The sequence below is a fragment of the Mycobacterium kyogaense genome (assembly GCF_003254575.1).
GTDB lineage: Bacteria > Actinomycetota > Actinomycetes > Mycobacteriales > Mycobacteriaceae > Mycobacterium > Mycobacterium kyogaense.
Window position 1 is genome coordinate 365,643 of the sequence record NZ_QJUA01000001.1, and the last position, 15,744, is coordinate 381,386.

Here is a 15,744-nt window from a genome sequence, read left to right on the forward strand (position 1 = left end):
AAATTTTCACACTGTCGTGACACCCTAACCTCTACGCACCACTGGGCAGTGGCAGCAGTTGTGGTCGGGCTGCGGCGGGTCGCGGGTGCGGTACGTTACCGAGATGGTCCGCCCTGCCCAGACGGCGCGCAGCGAGCGCACCCGGGAGGCGCTCCGCCAGGCCGCGGCCGTCCGTTTCCTGGCCCAGGGAGTCGAGGAGACGTCGGCCGAGCAGATCGCCGCCGATGCGGGTGTTTCGTTGCGGACGTTCTACCGGCACTTCTCGTCGAAACACGATCTGCTCTTCGCCGACTACGACGCGGGCCTGCACTGGTTCCGTGCGGCGCTGTCCGCGCGATCCCCGGACGAGCCGATCATCGAGTCGGTGCAATGCGCGATTTCGGCTGCCCCGTACGATGATTCGGCTGTCACCCGGATCGCTGCGATGCGCAGCCAGGACCTCGACCCCGGTCGGATCGTGCGGCACATCCGGCAGGTGGAGGCGGATTTCGCCGAGGCCATCGAGGAGCGGATGGCTGCCAAGGATCCGCCCGCGCCCGGCACCGAGGAGCGGATGCGCATCACGGTGACGGCGCGCTGCATCGCTGCGGCGGTGTTCGGCGCGATGGAGGTCTGGATGTTGGGGGAGGACCGTTCGCTGCCCGAGTTGGACAGGCTGTGCCGCCAGGCGTTGACGCTGCTTCAGGACGGGGTCGGCAACCCCAGCTGAACCCAGGTTTCGTCAATATTGACAAAACCTGACGGTGCGTGTCAGCCTCGGGCGATGACGGATTTCGACGCGATCGTCGTCGGCGCGGGCCACAACGGGCTGACTGCCGCCGCCCTGCTGCAACGCGCCGGCCTGCGCACACTGTGTGTGGAAGCCAAGCTCTACCCCGGCGGCATGGCCTCGACAGTCGAGCTCTTCGACGGCTTCCGCTTCGAGATCGCCGGTTCGGTGCAGGTGCCCACCTCGGCCGTGGTCAGTGAGGCGCTGGGGCTCGATGCCCTGCCCACGGTCGACCTGGATGTGATGAGCGTGCAACTGCGGGGCATCGGCGACGACCCGGTCATCTACTACACCGATCCGATGAAATTGCTGACCCACCTCAACGAGGTGCACGGCGCCGAGGCCGTCAACGGTATGGCCGGCCTGATGGCGTGGTGCCAGGCGCCGATGCGCGCCCTGGGTCGTTTCGACGCAGCCCGCCCGCCGAAGACGCTCGACGAGATGTCCGCCTGTGCGACAAACGAATTCGAGCGCCAGGCGATCAGCGACATCCTGTTCGGCTCGGTCAGCGACGTGCTGGACCGCCACCTGCCCGACCGGGAGAAGCACGGTGCGTTGCGCGGCATGCTTGCCTTCCTGGCCGTCAACACCACTTTTCGCGGTCCCGAGACACCCGGCAGCGCCGCCGCTCTGGCGTTCGGGCTGGCGGTACCCGACGAGAATGCCACGCTGATCAAGAAATTCCGGGGTGGCATGGGCGCGGTCACCGACCATCTGCTGACCTTGTTCACCGATGCGGGCGGTGAACTGCGGTTGCGCAGCAAGGTCGCCGAGGTGCTCACCGCCGACGGCCGCGTGGGCGGGGTCCGGCTGGAGGACGGCTCGACATTCACCGCTCCGGTCGTCGTCTCCACCCTGGCCCCCGACCTGACGGTCAACGGTCTGCTGGACCACGCTGCGGTACCCGCCGACATCAAAGAGCGCTACGCCCGCATCGACCACCGTGGCAGTTATCTGCAGATGCATTTCGCCCTCGACGGACCGCTGACGTTCGCGGCTCCCTACGGGCAGCTCGACGATCCCGAATACCAGTCGGCCATCGGCATTTTCAGCACCCCCGAGGAACTGCAGCGGCAGTGGGAGGACGCGAAACGGGGGATCGTGCCCGCGGATCCGGCGATGGCACTGCAGGTCCCCTCGGCCAACGATCCGAGCCTGGCGCCGCCGGGCAAGCATGCGGTGTCAGCGTTCTCGCTGTGGTTCCCGCTCGGAGACGAGACCGCGAGCTACGGCGACCGCAAGGCAGAGATGGGGCGGCGAGTGATCGAGAAGATCACGCGACTGGTTCCCGATTTCGAGAAGCTGATCCTCCGCCATACGACGTTCACCCCCAAACACATGGGCACGATGTTCGGCGCGCCAGGCGGGGACTACTGCCACGGACTGATCCACCCGGAACAGATGGGCCCGAACCGGCCAGGACCCAAAGGTCATGTCGGTCAACCGCTTCCGGTCGACGGCCTCTACCTCGCCGGGGCCGGCTGCCATGGCGGGCCCGGTATCACCTTCATCCCGGGTTACAACGCCGCCCAAGAGGTGCTTGCTCGGGACTGACCTACGTCGCCGGTGCCGGACCTCCCGACGTCGCACCGCCCTCGTCGGACCAGTCGGCCCGGTCGTCGGAACCCTTGGACGGATCGCTCATCACGTCGTCGTCGGCATTGTCTGCGCCGGAATCGGTGTCAGTGGTGCGGGGATCTGTGCTCACCAGTCAGGACTACCCGGCTGCGGGAATTCCATTCACCCGCGACGCGCCTGCAGCTGAGCCATCCAGTCCGCGGGCACGCGCCCCCGCGGACCCGGCACCGTCTCGTCGACCGGCCGGCTCTGCGGCGCGGCGAGCTCCGGTCCGTCGTAGTACGCCTCGGTCGAATAGTCCCAGAACCAGTCCTCGCCCGGCTCGAACGAGCGGATGATCGGGTGGCCGCTCGCGCGCCAGTGGGCGGCTGCATGCCGCTGCGGCGAGTCGTCACAGCAGCCGATGTGACCGCATGCGGCGCACCGGCGCAGATGCACCCACCAGCCGCCCGCGGCATCGCACTCGACGCAACCGGTACCGCTCGGAGGCGCCGCGGGGTCGATGTCACTGCTCACATCGACGAGCCTACGGGCCTCCTCGGAGGATCTCGATACGAACGGGACCTCCCGTGCTCTATGGTTCCGCCATGGCCACGAAGGATTCTCGCGAAGTCGTCATCGAAGCAACGCCGGAACAGATCCTCGACGTCATCGCCGATGTCGAGGCGACCCCGACGTGGTCGCCGCAGTACGAGAAGGCCGAGGTGTTGGAGCGGTTCGACAACGGCAGGCCCAAGCAGGTCAAGATGACCGTCAAGGCCGCCGGACTGACCGACGAGCAGGTCATCGAATACTCCTGGGACGAGCGAAAAGTCAGCTGGACGCTGGTGAAGGCCGGCCAGATCAAGGCGCAGGACGCCAGCTACACGCTGACCCCGGAGGGCGACAAGACCCGCGTGCGTTTCGACATCGCACTCGACCTGTCTGTGCCGCTGCCCGGCTTCATCGTGAAGCGCACCATCAAGGGCGGCGTCGAAACGGCCACCGAGGGCCTGCGCAAGCAGGTGCTCAAAGTCATCAGAGGTTAGGCGAGCCGGTCGAGCGCATCGGGCTCGGCGATCGTCAGCACGGCGTCGACGATGTTCGGCTCGGCTTGCAACCTGTTCTCCAGGTCGCGCAGGGTATCGGCGATCCGCGACTCCACGGCATCACCCACGAGGTCGACGCTGGCCACCAGGAACAGCTGCTTGGGCCCGACGAACACCAGCCGGATGAAGCGCACGGAGGCCACCTCCGGCATCCGCTCCAGCTGGGCGATCGCAGCCTGCCGCAGTTGTGGGCTGGCTGATTCGCCGACCAGGAATCGTCGATTGCGGTCGATCAGGATCACCGCGACCACGCCGAGCAGCAGGCCCACCAGGATGGAGCCGATCGCGTCCCAGATCGCATCGCCGGTGAGCTGGTGCAGGCCGATGCCGAGTAGCGCTATCACGATCCCGATCAGTGCCGCGGTGTCCTCGGCGAACACCGCGCGGGTGGTGGGGTCGGAGGTGTCGAGCACGTGGGAGAGCAGTTCCCGGTCGTATTCGTCGGCCTCGGAGCGCAGTTGCCGGAATGCCTGCAGCAGTGAGGAACCCTCGAGGACGAACGCGACACCGAGCACGATGTAGGCCACCAGATAGTTCTCCGGGCCAGACTCGCCGTGGATGATCTCGGTGATGCCGTGCCAGACCGACACCGTTCCGCCGACGACGAAGAGCCCCACCGCGGCGAGCAGCGACCAGACGTAGGCTTCGCGGCCGTAGCCCAGTGGCCGCTCGCTGTCCGGCGGACGGGCACTGCGCCGATTGGCGACGATCAAGAAGCACTGGTTCGCGGTGTCGGCCCAGGAGTGAGTGGCCTCGGCCGTCATCGACGCCGATCCGGAGATGACGGCGGCGACGGTCTTGGCGACGGCGACGGCGAAGTTCGCGGCGAGCGCGACGACCACCGTCAGCGTGCTCTCCCCACCGCTGGGCGAGTCGAGCTGTGCCTCGGAGGACGCAGGGTCGGGCCCAGAGATGGACGCAGCGCTCATGGCTGCGTTACTTCCCCGCCGCCGAAGTGCACAAACGTGGCGGTCCGCGCCAAATTAAGAACCGTCACAAAATTAGCTGGGCATTACCCTGCGTCTGTTCGGAACCACCGTTATCCTTTGCCGCATGGCTGTCCGTGCTTCCAGTGAGGTGGTGATCGAGGCGCCGCCGGAGGTAATCCTCGACGCGCTGGCCGACATCGAGGCGGTCGCATCCTGGTCGTCGTTGCACAAGGCCGCCGAGGTCGTCGACCGCCACCCCGATGGCCGGCCGCACCACGTCAAGGCGACGGTCAAGATCATGGGGATGAGCGACAAGGAGCTCCTGGAGTACCACTGGGGCGACGACTGGGTGGTGTGGGACGCCCAACGCACGTCACGGCAGCGCTGCCAGCACGGCGAGTACAACCTGGTGCAGGAGGGGGAGGAGCGCACCCGGGTCCGCTTCGACCTGATCCTCGATCTCGCCGCGCCCTACCCGGCATTTCTGGTCAAACGCGCCAAGCGGATGGTCCTCGACGTCGCGCTGGAGAACCTGCGGCAGCGGGTGATGGCCGGCACTCGCTGAGCCGCAACCTCTAGCGTCACGGTGAGTTGTTCGGAGCCGGTTGGAATCGGTGGGCCTGCGCGCTGGTTGCTCGCCATGTGACCACTGGAGTAGTGCTGTTCGCGCGGGCCGAGACGAGCAACGCTGTGGACGACATCGTCGACCAAGCGCGCCGCGCCCATCAACTCGGCACACGGGGCGTCTGGGTCGCCCAGCAGTTCGACCACGACGCCATCGCGCTGTCCGGCCTCGTCGGTGCCGCGGTCCCCGGGCTCGGGGTGGGCACCTCTGTGGTGCCGTTCAACCCTCGCCATCCCCTGACAGTGGCCTCCCAGGCGCAGACCGCACAGGCCGCCGCGCACGGCAACTTCAGTCTCGGACTCGGTCTCGGCGCGCACGAACCCGAGCGGATCGCCTACGGCACGTCGTGGCCCGACACCATCGCCCGGTTGCGCGAGTACCTCACGATTCTGCGATCCGTCTTCCACGCCGGCGGCGTCGACTTCCACGGCGAGCAGTACACGGCGGCCCCGGAGTGGCCGACCACGCTGGCGGGCGGCACCCCGGTGCCCGTCTACGTGGCGGCGATGGGCCCGAAGGCTCTGACGGCAACGGGTGAACTCGCCGACGGCACCCTGCCGTATCTGGCCGGTCCCCGGACCATCGCGGAGTTCATCGAGCCGACGATCGCCCGGGTCGCCGCGAAAGCCGGACGCTCACGGCCGCGCATCATCGCGTTCGTGCCGGCGCAGGTCACCTCGGGCGTCGACGCCGCCCGGGACGCAGCCGACGAGCAGCTCGCCTTCTACGCGGCCATCCCGTCGTACCAGAAAGTGATCGCACGTGAAGGCATTGCCAATCTGTCGGAGCTCGCCGCTATCGGCGACGAGGAAACGGTGCTGCGGTCGTTGCGGCGCTACCTCGACGCAGGTGCCACCGACGTGGTGCTCAGCCCGTTGAACCGGGACCAGCCCGACGAGAGGCTGTGGGAGCTAGCCGCGTCGCTCTAACGTCCCGAGTCTGCGGATCGCCTCGTCCAGGGTCTGCTCCCGTTTGCAGAATGCGAAGCGCACCAGCGGATTCCAGTCCCCGGCGTGCGATGCCGCGGGGTCGCAGAACGCCGACATCGGAATGGCCGCCACCCCCACCTGCTCGATCAACTGGGTGCAGAACGCCCGTCCGTCGTCGAATCCGAGGGGGCGCGGGTCGGCGGTCAGGAAGTAGGTTCCGACGCTGTCGTACACGTCGAAGCCGATGTCGCGCAGCGCGGCGGCCAGCCGGTCACGCCGTGATTCGAACGAACGGCACAGTGCGTCCACCCACTCGTCACCGGTGTCGAGCGCCGCGGCGACAGCAGGCTGGAACGGCGCCCCGCCCACGTAGGTCAGGTACTGCTTGGCCGCCCGCAGCCCCGCGATCAGGTGGCGCGGCCCGCAGGCCCAGCCGATCTTCCAGCCCGTGACGTTGAACATCTTGCCGGCGCTGGAAATCGTGATCGTGCGCTCGGCCATGCCCGGGTAGCCGGCCAGCGGTCGGTGCCGATGCCCGTCGAAGGTGAGGTGTTCGTACACCTCATCGGTGATCACCAGCAGGTCGGCCGCGACGGCGAATTCGGCGAGGGCCCGCAGTTCGTCGTCGCCGGCCACCGAACCGGTCGGGTTGTGCGGCGAATTCACGATGATGGCAGCGGTTTTCGGGGTGACGGCCGCGCGGAGCGCCGCCACGTCGATGGTGAAGCGCCCGCCGTCGCGGCGCATCGGCACCGCCCGCCGGTGGCATCCGGCCATCGCGACGACGGGGGAGTAGGAGTCGTAGAACGGTTCGATGAGCAGGATCTCCGAGCCGGGCTCGACGAGCCCGAGTACCGCGGCGGCGATCGCCTCCGTGGCGCCGGCGGTCACCAGGACCTCGGTGTCGGGGTCGTAGGAGATTCCGTACCGGCGTTCGCGCTGCGCGGCGATCGCCTGGCGCAGCGGCGCGATGCCCAGGCCGGGCGGGTACTGGTTCACGCCATCGGCGATCGCCTGCTGGGCGGTCGCGAGCATGTCCGGCGGACCGGCCTCGTCCGGGAAACCCTGACCGAGGTTGACCGCGTCGAGTTCGGCGGCACGCGCGGACATCTCGGCGAAGATCGTCACCGCGTAGGGGCGCAGCCGGCCAACAGTCATGACCCCGAGGCTAGTTGCCGCCCCCCGCGACTGTGCGAACTCATCCGCTTCGCTCGGCCAGTCGCGGATGACATCGCACAGTCGCGAGCGCCGTCAGAGGTGTTTCGGCGGGCGTACCGGCTGCTCGGGCCACGCGGCGAGGTCGGCCGCTGCGGCGGCTGTCGCGTCGAGGAATCGGCGCAGCAGCCCGTCGGGATCGTCCGATGTCCGGACAGTGCGGTAGGGCAGCACGAACTCGCCGAGTCCGGTGTCGAAGGATGCGCCCTCGACGCCGAGATCGGACGTGTCGTAGCCGTCAGGCTGCGGGTAGGCGTAGGCGTAGAAGATGCCTTCCTCTGCGCCGCCCGGCCAGTAGCCGGCGCTGGCGACCTCGGCGTTGTACGCCTCGGTCATCACCCAGTCCGGGCAGTTCGGCACGCCACCCGGGTGCGGCGGCGCCTGTCGGCCCGAGAAGCGCGTCACGGCCAGGTCGAAGGCACCCCAGAAGAAGTGCACGGGGCTGCTCTTGCCGGTGAAGTCCGCGCGGTAGTCGGTCATCACACGGTCGGCGCTGACCAGTGAGGTGAAGAAGTCGGTCACCGCCGCCGCGTCGTAGCTGGCGTGCTCGGTGTCCTCGGCGAACGGGGTGGCGTGCTGCAGCTCCACAGGAGTCGGGCTGATCGGCACGTCGATGCCCAGGTCGTCGAGATGGGCGCGGAACTCGGCGTGGAAGTCGGCCACGCTGCGCGGCTGCAGCGCCATGGTGCGCGACCTGCCGTCGGTCACCCGGATGCGCAGCACATGCTCGACGAAGTCGAAGCTGACATCGAAAGCCGTTCCCTGCCAACGCATCAGCGAGGTGGTCAAGCCTCGGGCGTCGACGTAGAACACCGAGTTCCACCAGTGGTTGACCGTCGGCGTGGCCGCCAACTTCACCTTGCCGACGATCTGGGTCCACAGATGGACCGTGTCTCGAGTGTCCTGCCAGTCCGCCACCACCAGTGCCGGCCAGCCGTTCGCATGTGTCATGTGACCATCATCGTCGACAGTGGGCGGGAATGGATCCGACTCCGCTCGCGCTGTAGAGCAGCATGACGTTCACTCTCGGCGCGGACGCGGCGCTGCGCAAGCCCCTTCAGATCGGTGCCCTCTCGACCGAGAACCGGCTCTTCATGGCGCCGCTGACCAGGTCGCGGGCCGATGCAGACGGCACGCCGTCAGCGCTGGCTGCGGAGTATTACGCGCAGCGGGCGCAGGCCGGCCTGATCATCAGCGAGGCCACTGCGGTCTGCGAGCAGGCCAACGGCGCGTACATGAACACGCCGGGCATCTACACCGATCGCCAGCAGGACCGCTGGGCCGACATCGCGTCGGCGGTGCACCGCGCGGGCGGCAAGATGTTCGTGCAGCTCTGGCATGTGGGCCGGATGGCGCATCCGGAGATCAGCGGCTTCGAAGCGGTGGCGCCGTCGCCGATCGCGGCCGACATGGTGACGCACACGCCGACCGGCAAGAAGCCGCTGCCCGTGCCGCGGGCGCTCACGGCGGACGAGATCACCTCCATCGTCGGGCAATTCCGCTTCGCTGCTCGCCGGGCTGTCGACGCCGGCATGGACGGGGTCGAAATCCATTCCGCCAACGGATATCTGCTGCACGAGTTCCTCTCCGACGTCGTCAATGCGCGCACCGATGCCTACGGCGGCTCCCCGCAGAATCGGGCCCGCTTCGCCGCTGAGGTCGTCGAGGCCGTCGCGGACGAGATCGGTGCCGAGCGCGTCGGGCTGCGCATCTCTCCCGGGAACACCGCCGGCGACATGTCGGAGGTCGACCAGGTCAGCGCCTATGAGGCGCTGTTGTGCCGGATCAAGTCGCTCCACATCGGTTACCTGCACATCGTCGCCGAGCCGTCGTCCGAGTCCTTCGCGGAGCTGCGCACCCAGTGGGAGGGCACCCTGGTGCTGAACACTCCGCGCACGGTGGACAGCGACATCGAGACGCTGGAGAACCTGGCCAAGTGGGGCGTGATCAGTGCCGCCGCCGTCGGGCGGGCGTTCCTCGCCAATCCCGATCTGGTGACGCGCCTGGAATCGGGTGCCGAGCTGAACGAGCCCGACGTGGCGACGTTCTACGCACCCGGACCCGCGGGGTACATCGACTACCCGACGTTGGATGAACTGGCTGCGGCGCAGCCGGCGTGATTCGCGGTCGCGGGCAACCTAGGTGGCGAACAGCCGGGCCGTCCGAGCTTCGTGGCGCATACCGCTGATCTCCATGGTGGGCGCGGTGCTCCAGACGTCGTCGATATCGCGTAGGCACGCCTGCTCGACGAGATCGGCGATGAGGGGGACGCTGCGGGCCTGAATCCGTTGACTGGCCAACGGTCCGAGCCGTCCCAGCCGGACCGCCGCGCTCAACATGGAGGCCAGCTGAGTTCTCAGCGAGCCCATCACCGAGGTGCCCTGCGCAACGCCGAGCTGTGCCTGGAGAGCTCCTTCGACGACGGCGTTGTGGGCCGGCGTCGTGCCCGTCAGCACCGCGTCGAGGTAGTCGGACCCGGTGGCCAAGCCCGTGGCGTGTGCTGCCGCGGCCAGCTGTCTTCCCGTCGACGTCGACGCGGTGCGCGCGTTGTCGGACAACTTGTAGGAGTCGAGGAGCCGATCCAAGGCGAGGAGCCGCCGATCGATCGCGTGGGCGCGCCACGCCGCTGCGGCGAACGTCGCGTCCAGCGGCGCATAACTGTCGGCGAGGTAGCTCAGTACCGCGTCGGCGATGTCGTCGGGTCCGGCATCGGGCCGCTCGGTCAGCCATTCCTCCAGTCCGTGACTGTGTACCATGCGGCCCGCCGGAAATGCGCTGTCGTGCAGCTGCATCCAGAGTGCAAGCGCAATCGAGGACTCAGTGATGATGGCCGGCACGGGTGCTCGATGACGTCCGTGACCACCCGAGGGCGGCCAACGGGACAGGTGCGACGGTACCGATGATCCCGAGCTCGGCAAGGAGTTCGACCGCGGCCTTCTCGCTGGTGAACAGGGGGGCTGCGACGCTGCTTCCGGAGACGTCGATCGGAGCGTGCTGGTTTCCCAGGAGATAACCCAGCAAGAGCATCCGGCGCGCGCCGTCGGAGTCGGCGTGGTCGTCGAACCGGGCGGTGACGGCCGGTTCGGCGGGCCGGCGCACCACCACGATGGATGTCCCGTCATCGGCGATCACGGCGCCGTCTCGCAGGAAGGACCCCCGCGGCAATGTGATTCGGACCTGCAGCCCGGTGTCGGTGGTCGCCACCTGGCGGTGCTTGCCGGCATCCCCCCACCCGATGTCGACGTGGTGGCGCACGCGGCCGTCGAACCGGGCGTCGTCGGCATCGCCGAGGTCGGTCACCGCGTTCACGCCGCCCGCCTGGGCGTCGATGCGGGTGACCTCGACCAGGCCCGGCACGCAGCGAACAGCCGCTCACGGACACCGGTCAGCGCCGGGGCGTGCGGTGTCCCCACGCGCGCGACGACTCCGATATCGCCGGGCAGAGCGCTCGCGCCGCCGCGGCAGTCGCCGAGCGCCCGTCTGATGTCCTGCAACAGCGTGCCGGCCGGACGGCCCGGAGCCACAGCGACGAACGTTGCGAGATAGTCGTCCTCGATCAACGGTCCGCCCCTGCCGTCGAGCGGCTCTACGACCTGCCTGTCGCGGGCGACTGGGCTGCCGTCGACGCTGATGACGAACGCACTGTCGTAGCGCGCGAAGCCGAACCGCTCGCCGTGGGCGATCCGTCCGGCAGCGACGGCCTCCCATCCGAGATAGAGACCACCGGTGGCGACGTCGACCCGGAGCTGTTGGGAGAACGTGGAATCGGCGTGCGGGATCACCGTACCGGGGCGGTACTCCAGGTGCGCCTCGGCCTCGACGGTGAACGTCAGGCGGTGCTGTGCGCCCGGTCCGTCACCGGCGAAGACCTGGGTGGCCGCCTGGGTGATCAGGTGCAGTTCGGTACCGGTGTCGCACCGCACCGCGGTCGCCAGTTCGTCGTCGGAGAAGGTTCCGCCGCTGGGGCTTTGCACGCACAATGTCGCTGCTCCCGGTCGGTCCGGATCGCAGTTCAGTGGTGTGGTGACCCGCTGCGGATACCGCTGATGCAGTCGTCGTGCGCGGGTTCGTCCGGCGGTGTCGGCGACGACGTGCACGTCGAGGGTGCCGGGGCGGATCGTCGTCATCTCATCCCCGCGGTCAGCATCGCGCCCTCGATGACGTGCTCGGTCAGCTGGGCGAGTCCCTGACCGGAGTGCAGATCGGTGAACACGGTGGGCTTGACGGGGCGGGCCACGGCGCAGTCCCGCCGCATCGAGTCCAGGTCGGCGCCGACCCGCGGCGCCAGATCGATCTTGTTGACGACCAGGAGGTCCGCCTGCAGCAGACCGATGCCCTTCTTGCGCGGGATGTCATCGCCGCCCGCGGTGTCGATCACGAAGATCCAGTAGTCCACCAGGTCCGAGGTGAACGTCGCGGCCAGGTTGTCGCCGCCCGATTCGATCAAGATGACGTCGAGGTCGTCGAACATACGGCATAGTCGTTGTGCCGCAGCCAGATTAGCGGATGGGTCCTCACGGATCGCCGTGTGCGGGCACGCGCCGGTCTCGACCGCCAGAACACGTTCGGGATCGATGACACCGCTGCGCCGCACCCTCTGGGCGTCCTCATCGGTGACGAGGTCATTGGTGATGACCGCGACGCTGAGACCGGCGCGGATCAGTTCCGGCACCAGGGACTCGACAAGGCGGGTCTTGCCCGATCCGACCGGTCCGCCGATACCGAGGCGTACAACATCGGCCACGTCTGAGCTCCTTGTCACTTGAGGGTGTACCGGCGGCCCAACGGCACCCGGGTCATCGGTTCGCTCACACATGGCTGACCGTCCACGATCACGCGGTAGGTGTCGGGCTCGATGGTGATGTCGGGTAGGTAATCGTTGTGCAGCAGATCCGCTTTGGTCAGAGCACGGGCACCACGGCACGCCACGAGCCGGGTGGCCAGGCCCAGACGCTCGGCCAACCCGCCCTCTGCAGCGGCGCCGGCGACGAAGTTCACCGAGACATCCGCGGGAGCGCGGCCGAACGCCGCCCACTGAGGCCGGTAGCGCAGCGGTTCGCACGTCATCAGCGATGCGTTGGCCTCGCCCATCACCGACCACGCCGGGAAGCCGCCTTTGAACACCACTTCGGGCCTGATGCCGAAGAACTTCGGTTCCCACAGCACGATGTCGGCGAGCTTGCCCGGCTCGAGGGAACCGATCTCGTGGTCGATGCCGAACAGCCGGGCCGGGTTGATGGTCAGCTTGGCGATGTAACGGAGGATGCGCGCGTTGTCGGCGCCGGTGCCCTCATCGCCGGCCAGTGTCCCGCGGGTGGCCTTCATATGGGAGGCGAGTTGCCACGTGCGGGCGACCGTCTCGCCGATGCGGCCCATGCCCTGAGAGTCCGAACCCATCGCGGAGATCGCACCGAGATCGTGCAGGACGTCTTCGGCGGCGATGGTCTCCCGGCGGATGCGCGATTCGGCGAACGCGACGTCCTCGGGGATCCGGGGGTTCAGGTGATGGCAGACCATCACCATGTCGAGGTGTTCGTCGAACGTGTTCAGTGTGTAGGGGTTCGTCGGATTGGTCGATGAGGGAAGGCAATACGGCTCTCCCACGACCCGCATGATGTCGGGAGCGTGGCCACCGCCGGCACCCTCTGCGTGGTAGGTGTGGATCGGGCGGCCACCGATCGCCGCCATGGTGTCCTCGAAGAATCCCGACTCGTTGAGGGTGTCGGTGTGGATCTGCACCTGGAGGTCGAGTTCGTCGCCGGCGTCGAGTGAGGCGCGGATCGCCGCGGGTGTTGCGCCCCAGTCCTCGTGGATCTTGAAGCCGATCGCTCCGGCCAGCCCTTGCTCGATCAGCGGCGCGGTGCTCGACGCACTACCGTTGCCGATGAATCCGAAGTTCATCGGGAATCCCTCGGCCGCACGCAACATCCGGGCGAGGTTGTTCGGTCCCGACGAGGTGATGCCGACCGTGACCGGCCCCAGTCCACCGCCGATCATCGTGGTCACACCGCTGGAGATGGCCTCGTCGACCAGACCCGCGCTGTCGAAGTGAACGTGCACGTCGATGGCGCCGGCCGTCGCGATCATGCCCTCGCCCGCGCGGATATCGGTTCCGGCGCCGATCACCAGGTTGGGATCGACGCCGTCCATCGTCCTCGGGTTCCCGGATTTGCCGATCCCGGCGATACGACCGTTGCGAATACCGATGTCGGCCTTACGTATTCCCAGAACTGCGTCGATGATCAGCACGTTGGTGATCACGAAATCCAACGCACCGTCTTCATTGGTGATGTCGCCGTGCACGGCCATGCCTTCGCGCATCGTCTTGCCGCCGCCGAACACGGATTCGTCACCGTAGACGGTGGCATCGTGTTCGACCTTGGCGAGCAGCTCGGTATCGGCGAGGCGGACTCGGTCGCCCGTCGTGGGTCCGTAGAGCTCGGCGTAATGGCTGCGGCTGATCCGGTGGCCCACCTCAGACCTCCCGGGGGGCGTCGAGGAATCCCAGGTCGCGCATGCGCACCATGAGATCGGCTGCGGGAGCCTCAGCGGTCGATGCGTTGGTCACGTCGTTCTGACCGATCACCACGCGCTCCCCGCCATAAGTGGTCAGCGACACCTCCTGGTCCTCCCCAGGCTCGAAACGCACAGCGGTGCCCGACGGGATGTCGAGGCGCATTCCGAACGCCGCAGCCCGGTCGAAGCGCAGGGCGCGGTTCACTTCGAAGAAGTGAAAGTGTGATCCCACCTGCACGGGTCGGTCTCCGGTGTTCCCCACGACGAGGGTGATCCCGGAGCGTCCCGCGTTGAGTTCCAATTCCCCTGCGCAGGGCAGGATTTCGCCGGGTACGACGCCGACCTCGGAGGGCGACCTGTGGCCTGGGCCGATGGCATCGTGCACCGTCACCAGTTTCTGGCCGTCTGCGAAGAACGCCTCGACCTGGACTGAGCCGAGCAGAGTGGGCACCCCGGCCATGACATCGTCGTCGGTCAGCACCGCCGCACCGTGCGCGGCGGCCTCGGCGACGGATGCACCGGCGCGTGCCGCTTCGACCACCTCGTCGGCGATCAGGGCACGTGCCTCGGCGTAGCTGAGGAGCAAGCCGGCCGAGCGGTGCTTGCGTGCCAGTTCGGCGGCCAGGAACAGCAGCAGCCGATCCTCGTCTTTCGGAGTCAGATGCATGGTGTCAGCCCGTGATTCCCGCGGCCCACGGGTAGCCCTTCAGGTAGGGATCGGGTTGGATCGGGTTCGGCGACGCCCACACCTGATAGATCAGGCCGTCCGCACCGACACGGCCGATCCGCGCGGTCTTGGTGACATGGTGGTTCTCGCCGTCGACGGTCATCGTGCCTTCGGGGGCGTCGATCGTCACACCGCCTGCAGCCGTGCGGATGTCATCGACGGCGAATGACTTTGCTTTTTCCACCGATGCCTTCCACAAATAGACGGCGGCATATGCGGACTCCATCGGATCGGAGGTGACCCGGTCGGCGCCGAAGCGCTTCTTGAAGTCCGCGACGAACTTCGCATTCTGGGGCGTGTCGAGGGTCTGGTAGTAGTTCCACGACGAGAGCTGACCTTCGAGGGTGCGTGCGCCGATGCTGCGGACTTCTTCCTCGCCCACGCACATCGACATGACCGGCATGGCTTCCGGGGTCAGGCCGGAGTTCTGATACTCGCGAAAGAAGGCGACGAGGGAATCGCCGACGACGACGTTGAACACCGCGTCGGCGTCCGCGGTGCGGATCTTGTTGACGATGGTCGAGAAGTCGGTGGAGCCCAGCGGCGTGTAGTCCTCACCCTTAATCTCGATGCCGTTGGCCTTGGCATAGGCCTTGACGATGGCATTCGAGGTGCGCGGGAACACATAATCGCTGCCCACCAGGTAGAGCGATTTGACGCCCTGCTCCTTGAGATAGTCGAGCGACGGGATGATCTGCTGGTTGGTGGTCGCGCCGGTGTAGAAGATGTTGGGCGAGCTCTCCAGCCCCTCGTACTGCTGTCCGTAGTACAGCAGCGCGTTGTCGTCTTCGAAGACCGGCAGCATCGCCTTGCGGCTGGCGGAGGTGTACCCACCGAAAACGGCTGCAACACAGTCGGATTGAACGAGCTTCTGAGCCTTCTCCGCGAATGTGGTTGGCTCCGATGCGCCGTCTTCGCCGATGAGCTGCAGTTGTTTGCCCAGCACCCCGCCCGAGGCGTTGACTTGTTCGACCGCCAGCACGATCGCATCGCGGATCACCGACTCGCTGACCGCGAGGCCGCCGGACAGGGAGTTGATCGCGCCGACTTTGACGACGTCGCCGGAGGTGTCGGCACAGCCTGCCTTCGCCTCCGAGGCATTCTCGTCACCGGCTCTGCTGCCGCATCCGGCGAGCACGGTCGCTGCGGCCGCGAGCACCGCGACGGTGCAACGGATTCTGTTCATGGGGTTCGTCCCTCGGTGATGAGTTGATGTCCGCACCGCGCTGTGGGACGAGAGTTGGGTGCCGACCAGCCTAGGAACGGCGCCGTGCACCGACCATGGGAGAAATCTCCCAAATCGGCGCACCGTTTCCGGGCTGCCTCGCACCGGAAACCTTCCGGAAACACCGGCTGCCCATGATGGCG

Annotated in this window: 18 protein-coding genes; 6 read left to right on the forward strand and 12 right to left on the reverse strand. The window is 67.5% G+C overall.

Annotated features, from left to right (window positions below):
* Window positions 1-103: 103 nt before the first annotated feature.
* Together DMB80_RS01810 and DMB80_RS01815 are read left to right on the forward strand one after the other, a co-directional pair.
* Window positions 104-709, forward strand: a complete 606-nt coding sequence (locus DMB80_RS01810; protein ID WP_111508279.1) for a TetR/AcrR family transcriptional regulator — start codon at window positions 104-106, stop codon at window positions 707-709.
* A 54-nt stretch (window positions 710-763) separates the two neighbouring features.
* Entirely contained in the window at window positions 764-2,323 is a 1,560-nt protein-coding gene (locus DMB80_RS01815; RefSeq protein ID WP_111508280.1) for a phytoene desaturase family protein, read from the forward strand.
* A gap of 1 nt (window position 2,324) precedes the next feature.
* Here DMB80_RS01815 and DMB80_RS27965 read toward each other — a convergent pair whose 3' ends face one another.
* Both DMB80_RS27965 and DMB80_RS01820 read right to left on the reverse strand, forming a co-directional pair.
* A complete protein-coding gene (locus DMB80_RS27965; protein ID WP_162938372.1) occupies window positions 2,325-2,477 on the reverse strand; it encodes a hypothetical protein in 153 nt (50 codons plus the stop codon).
* A 32-nt stretch (window positions 2,478-2,509) separates the two neighbouring features.
* On the reverse strand, window positions 2,510-2,863 hold the full coding sequence (locus DMB80_RS01820) for a UBP-type zinc finger domain-containing protein (protein WP_111508281.1): 354 nt from the start codon (window positions 2,861-2,863) through the stop codon (window positions 2,510-2,512).
* 71 nt (window positions 2,864-2,934) lie between these two features.
* Between DMB80_RS01820 and DMB80_RS01825 the strand changes: the two genes are divergently transcribed.
* Window positions 2,935-3,375, forward strand: a complete 441-nt coding sequence (locus DMB80_RS01825) for an SRPBCC family protein (RefSeq protein WP_111508282.1) — start codon at window positions 2,935-2,937, stop codon at window positions 3,373-3,375.
* On the opposite strand, the gene DMB80_RS01830 is transcribed toward DMB80_RS01825, so the two are convergent.
* Entirely contained in the window at window positions 3,372-4,364 is a 993-nt protein-coding gene (locus DMB80_RS01830; protein WP_111508283.1) for a cation diffusion facilitator family transporter, read from the reverse strand. The two genes, DMB80_RS01825 and DMB80_RS01830, sit on opposite strands and share 4 nt — an antisense overlap.
* 124 nt (window positions 4,365-4,488) lie before the next feature.
* Here DMB80_RS01830 and DMB80_RS01835 point away from each other — a divergent pair, with 124 nt between their 5' ends.
* Together DMB80_RS01835 and DMB80_RS01840 are read left to right on the forward strand one after the other, a co-directional pair.
* Window positions 4,489-4,929: an SRPBCC family protein gene (locus DMB80_RS01835; protein WP_046362306.1), complete on the forward strand. Its 441-nt coding sequence runs from the start codon at window positions 4,489-4,491 to the stop codon at window positions 4,927-4,929.
* 77 nt (window positions 4,930-5,006) lie between these two features.
* Window positions 5,007-5,918, forward strand: a complete 912-nt coding sequence (locus tag DMB80_RS01840) for a TIGR03564 family F420-dependent LLM class oxidoreductase (protein ID WP_111508284.1) — start codon at window positions 5,007-5,009, stop codon at window positions 5,916-5,918.
* Here DMB80_RS01840 and DMB80_RS01845 read toward each other — a convergent pair.
* Together DMB80_RS01845 and DMB80_RS01850 are read right to left on the reverse strand one after the other, a co-directional pair.
* Window positions 5,901-7,076: a pyridoxal phosphate-dependent aminotransferase gene (locus DMB80_RS01845; RefSeq protein WP_111508285.1), complete on the reverse strand. Its 1,176-nt coding sequence runs from the start codon at window positions 7,074-7,076 to the stop codon at window positions 5,901-5,903. The genes DMB80_RS01840 and DMB80_RS01845 overlap by 18 nt on opposite strands.
* Before the next feature lie 93 nt (window positions 7,077-7,169).
* Window positions 7,170-8,084 carry a DUF5996 family protein gene (locus tag DMB80_RS01850; protein ID WP_111508286.1) on the reverse strand — a complete coding sequence of 305 codons (915 nt, stop codon included), beginning with the start codon at window positions 8,082-8,084 and terminating at the stop codon, window positions 7,170-7,172.
* Between the two features lie 62 nt (window positions 8,085-8,146).
* Here DMB80_RS01850 and DMB80_RS01855 point away from each other — a divergent pair, with 62 nt between their 5' ends.
* Window positions 8,147-9,253 (forward strand): alkene reductase, encoded by a 1,107-nt coding sequence (locus DMB80_RS01855; protein ID WP_111508287.1) that lies wholly within the window; start codon window positions 8,147-8,149, stop codon window positions 9,251-9,253.
* Between the two features lie 18 nt (window positions 9,254-9,271).
* On the opposite strand, the gene DMB80_RS01860 is transcribed toward DMB80_RS01855, so the two are convergent.
* Genes DMB80_RS01860 through urtA form a run of 7 tightly spaced genes read right to left on the reverse strand, consistent with a single transcriptional unit; the run spans window position 9,272 to window position 15,562 of the window.
* Window positions 9,272-9,970 (reverse strand): urease accessory protein UreF, encoded by a 699-nt coding sequence (locus DMB80_RS01860; RefSeq protein ID WP_111508288.1) that lies wholly within the window; start codon window positions 9,968-9,970, stop codon window positions 9,272-9,274.
* Window positions 9,951-10,490 carry an urease accessory protein UreE gene (locus DMB80_RS01865; protein ID WP_420812101.1) on the reverse strand — a complete coding sequence of 180 codons (540 nt, stop codon included), beginning with the start codon at window positions 10,488-10,490 and terminating at the stop codon, window positions 9,951-9,953. The genes DMB80_RS01860 and DMB80_RS01865 overlap by 20 nt, the downstream gene beginning before the upstream one ends.
* Window positions 10,439-11,260, reverse strand: coding sequence for an urease accessory protein UreD (locus DMB80_RS01870; RefSeq protein WP_111508289.1), 822 nt, complete (start codon window positions 11,258-11,260; stop codon window positions 10,439-10,441). The genes DMB80_RS01865 and DMB80_RS01870 overlap by 52 nt, the downstream gene beginning before the upstream one ends.
* Window positions 11,257-11,949 carry an urease accessory protein UreG gene (gene ureG / locus DMB80_RS01875; protein ID WP_420812102.1) on the reverse strand — a complete coding sequence of 231 codons (693 nt, stop codon included), beginning with the start codon at window positions 11,947-11,949 and terminating at the stop codon, window positions 11,257-11,259. The genes DMB80_RS01870 and ureG overlap by 4 nt, the downstream gene beginning before the upstream one ends.
* Complete coding sequence (ureC, locus tag DMB80_RS01880) at window positions 11,892-13,607, reverse strand: urease subunit alpha (RefSeq protein ID WP_111508291.1); 1,716 nt, start codon at window positions 13,605-13,607, stop codon at window positions 11,892-11,894. The genes ureG and ureC overlap by 58 nt, the downstream gene beginning before the upstream one ends.
* Window position 13,608: 1 nt before the next feature.
* The gene (locus DMB80_RS01885; RefSeq protein WP_111508292.1) at window positions 13,609-14,316 is read right to left on the reverse strand and encodes an urease subunit beta; all 708 of its coding nucleotides are present in this window, start codon (window positions 14,314-14,316) and stop codon (window positions 13,609-13,611) included.
* A gap of 4 nt (window positions 14,317-14,320) precedes the next feature.
* The gene (gene urtA, locus DMB80_RS01890) at window positions 14,321-15,562 is read right to left on the reverse strand and encodes an urea ABC transporter substrate-binding protein (protein WP_111508293.1); all 1,242 of its coding nucleotides are present in this window, start codon (window positions 15,560-15,562) and stop codon (window positions 14,321-14,323) included.
* Between the last annotated feature and the right edge of the window lie 182 nt (window positions 15,563-15,744).

What these genes read in the sequence shown, in the direction of transcription:
- DMB80_RS01810 (WP_111508279.1), top strand. Translation starts at nt 104, where the DNA reads ATGGTCCGCCCTGCCCAGACGGCGCGCAGCGAGCGCACCCGGGAGGCG.
- DMB80_RS01815 (WP_111508280.1), top strand. Translation starts at nt 764, where the DNA reads ATGACGGATTTCGACGCGATCGTCGTCGGCGCGGGCCACAACGGGCTG.
- DMB80_RS01825 (WP_111508282.1), top strand. Translation starts at nt 2,935, where the DNA reads ATGGCCACGAAGGATTCTCGCGAAGTCGTCATCGAAGCAACGCCGGAA.
- DMB80_RS01830 (WP_111508283.1), bottom strand. Translation starts at nt 4,364, where the DNA reads ATGAGCGCTGCGTCCATCTCTGGGCCCGACCCTGCGTCCTCCGAGGCA.
- DMB80_RS01835 (WP_046362306.1), top strand. Translation starts at nt 4,489, where the DNA reads ATGGCTGTCCGTGCTTCCAGTGAGGTGGTGATCGAGGCGCCGCCGGAG.
- DMB80_RS01845 (WP_111508285.1), bottom strand. Translation starts at nt 7,076, where the DNA reads ATGACTGTTGGCCGGCTGCGCCCCTACGCGGTGACGATCTTCGCCGAG.
- DMB80_RS01850 (WP_111508286.1), bottom strand. Translation starts at nt 8,084, where the DNA reads ATGACACATGCGAACGGCTGGCCGGCACTGGTGGTGGCGGACTGGCAG.
- DMB80_RS01855 (WP_111508287.1), top strand. Translation starts at nt 8,147, where the DNA reads ATGACGTTCACTCTCGGCGCGGACGCGGCGCTGCGCAAGCCCCTTCAG.
- DMB80_RS01870 (WP_111508289.1), bottom strand. Translation starts at nt 11,260, where the DNA reads ATGACGACGATCCGCCCCGGCACCCTCGACGTGCACGTCGTCGCCGAC.
- ureG (WP_420812102.1), bottom strand. Translation starts at nt 11,949, where the DNA reads ATGTGTGAGCGAACCGATGACCCGGGTGCCGTTGGGCCGCCGGTACAC.
- DMB80_RS01885 (WP_111508292.1), bottom strand. Translation starts at nt 14,316, where the DNA reads ATGCATCTGACTCCGAAAGACGAGGATCGGCTGCTGCTGTTCCTGGCC.
- urtA (WP_111508293.1), bottom strand. Translation starts at nt 15,562, where the DNA reads ATGAACAGAATCCGTTGCACCGTCGCGGTGCTCGCGGCCGCAGCGACC.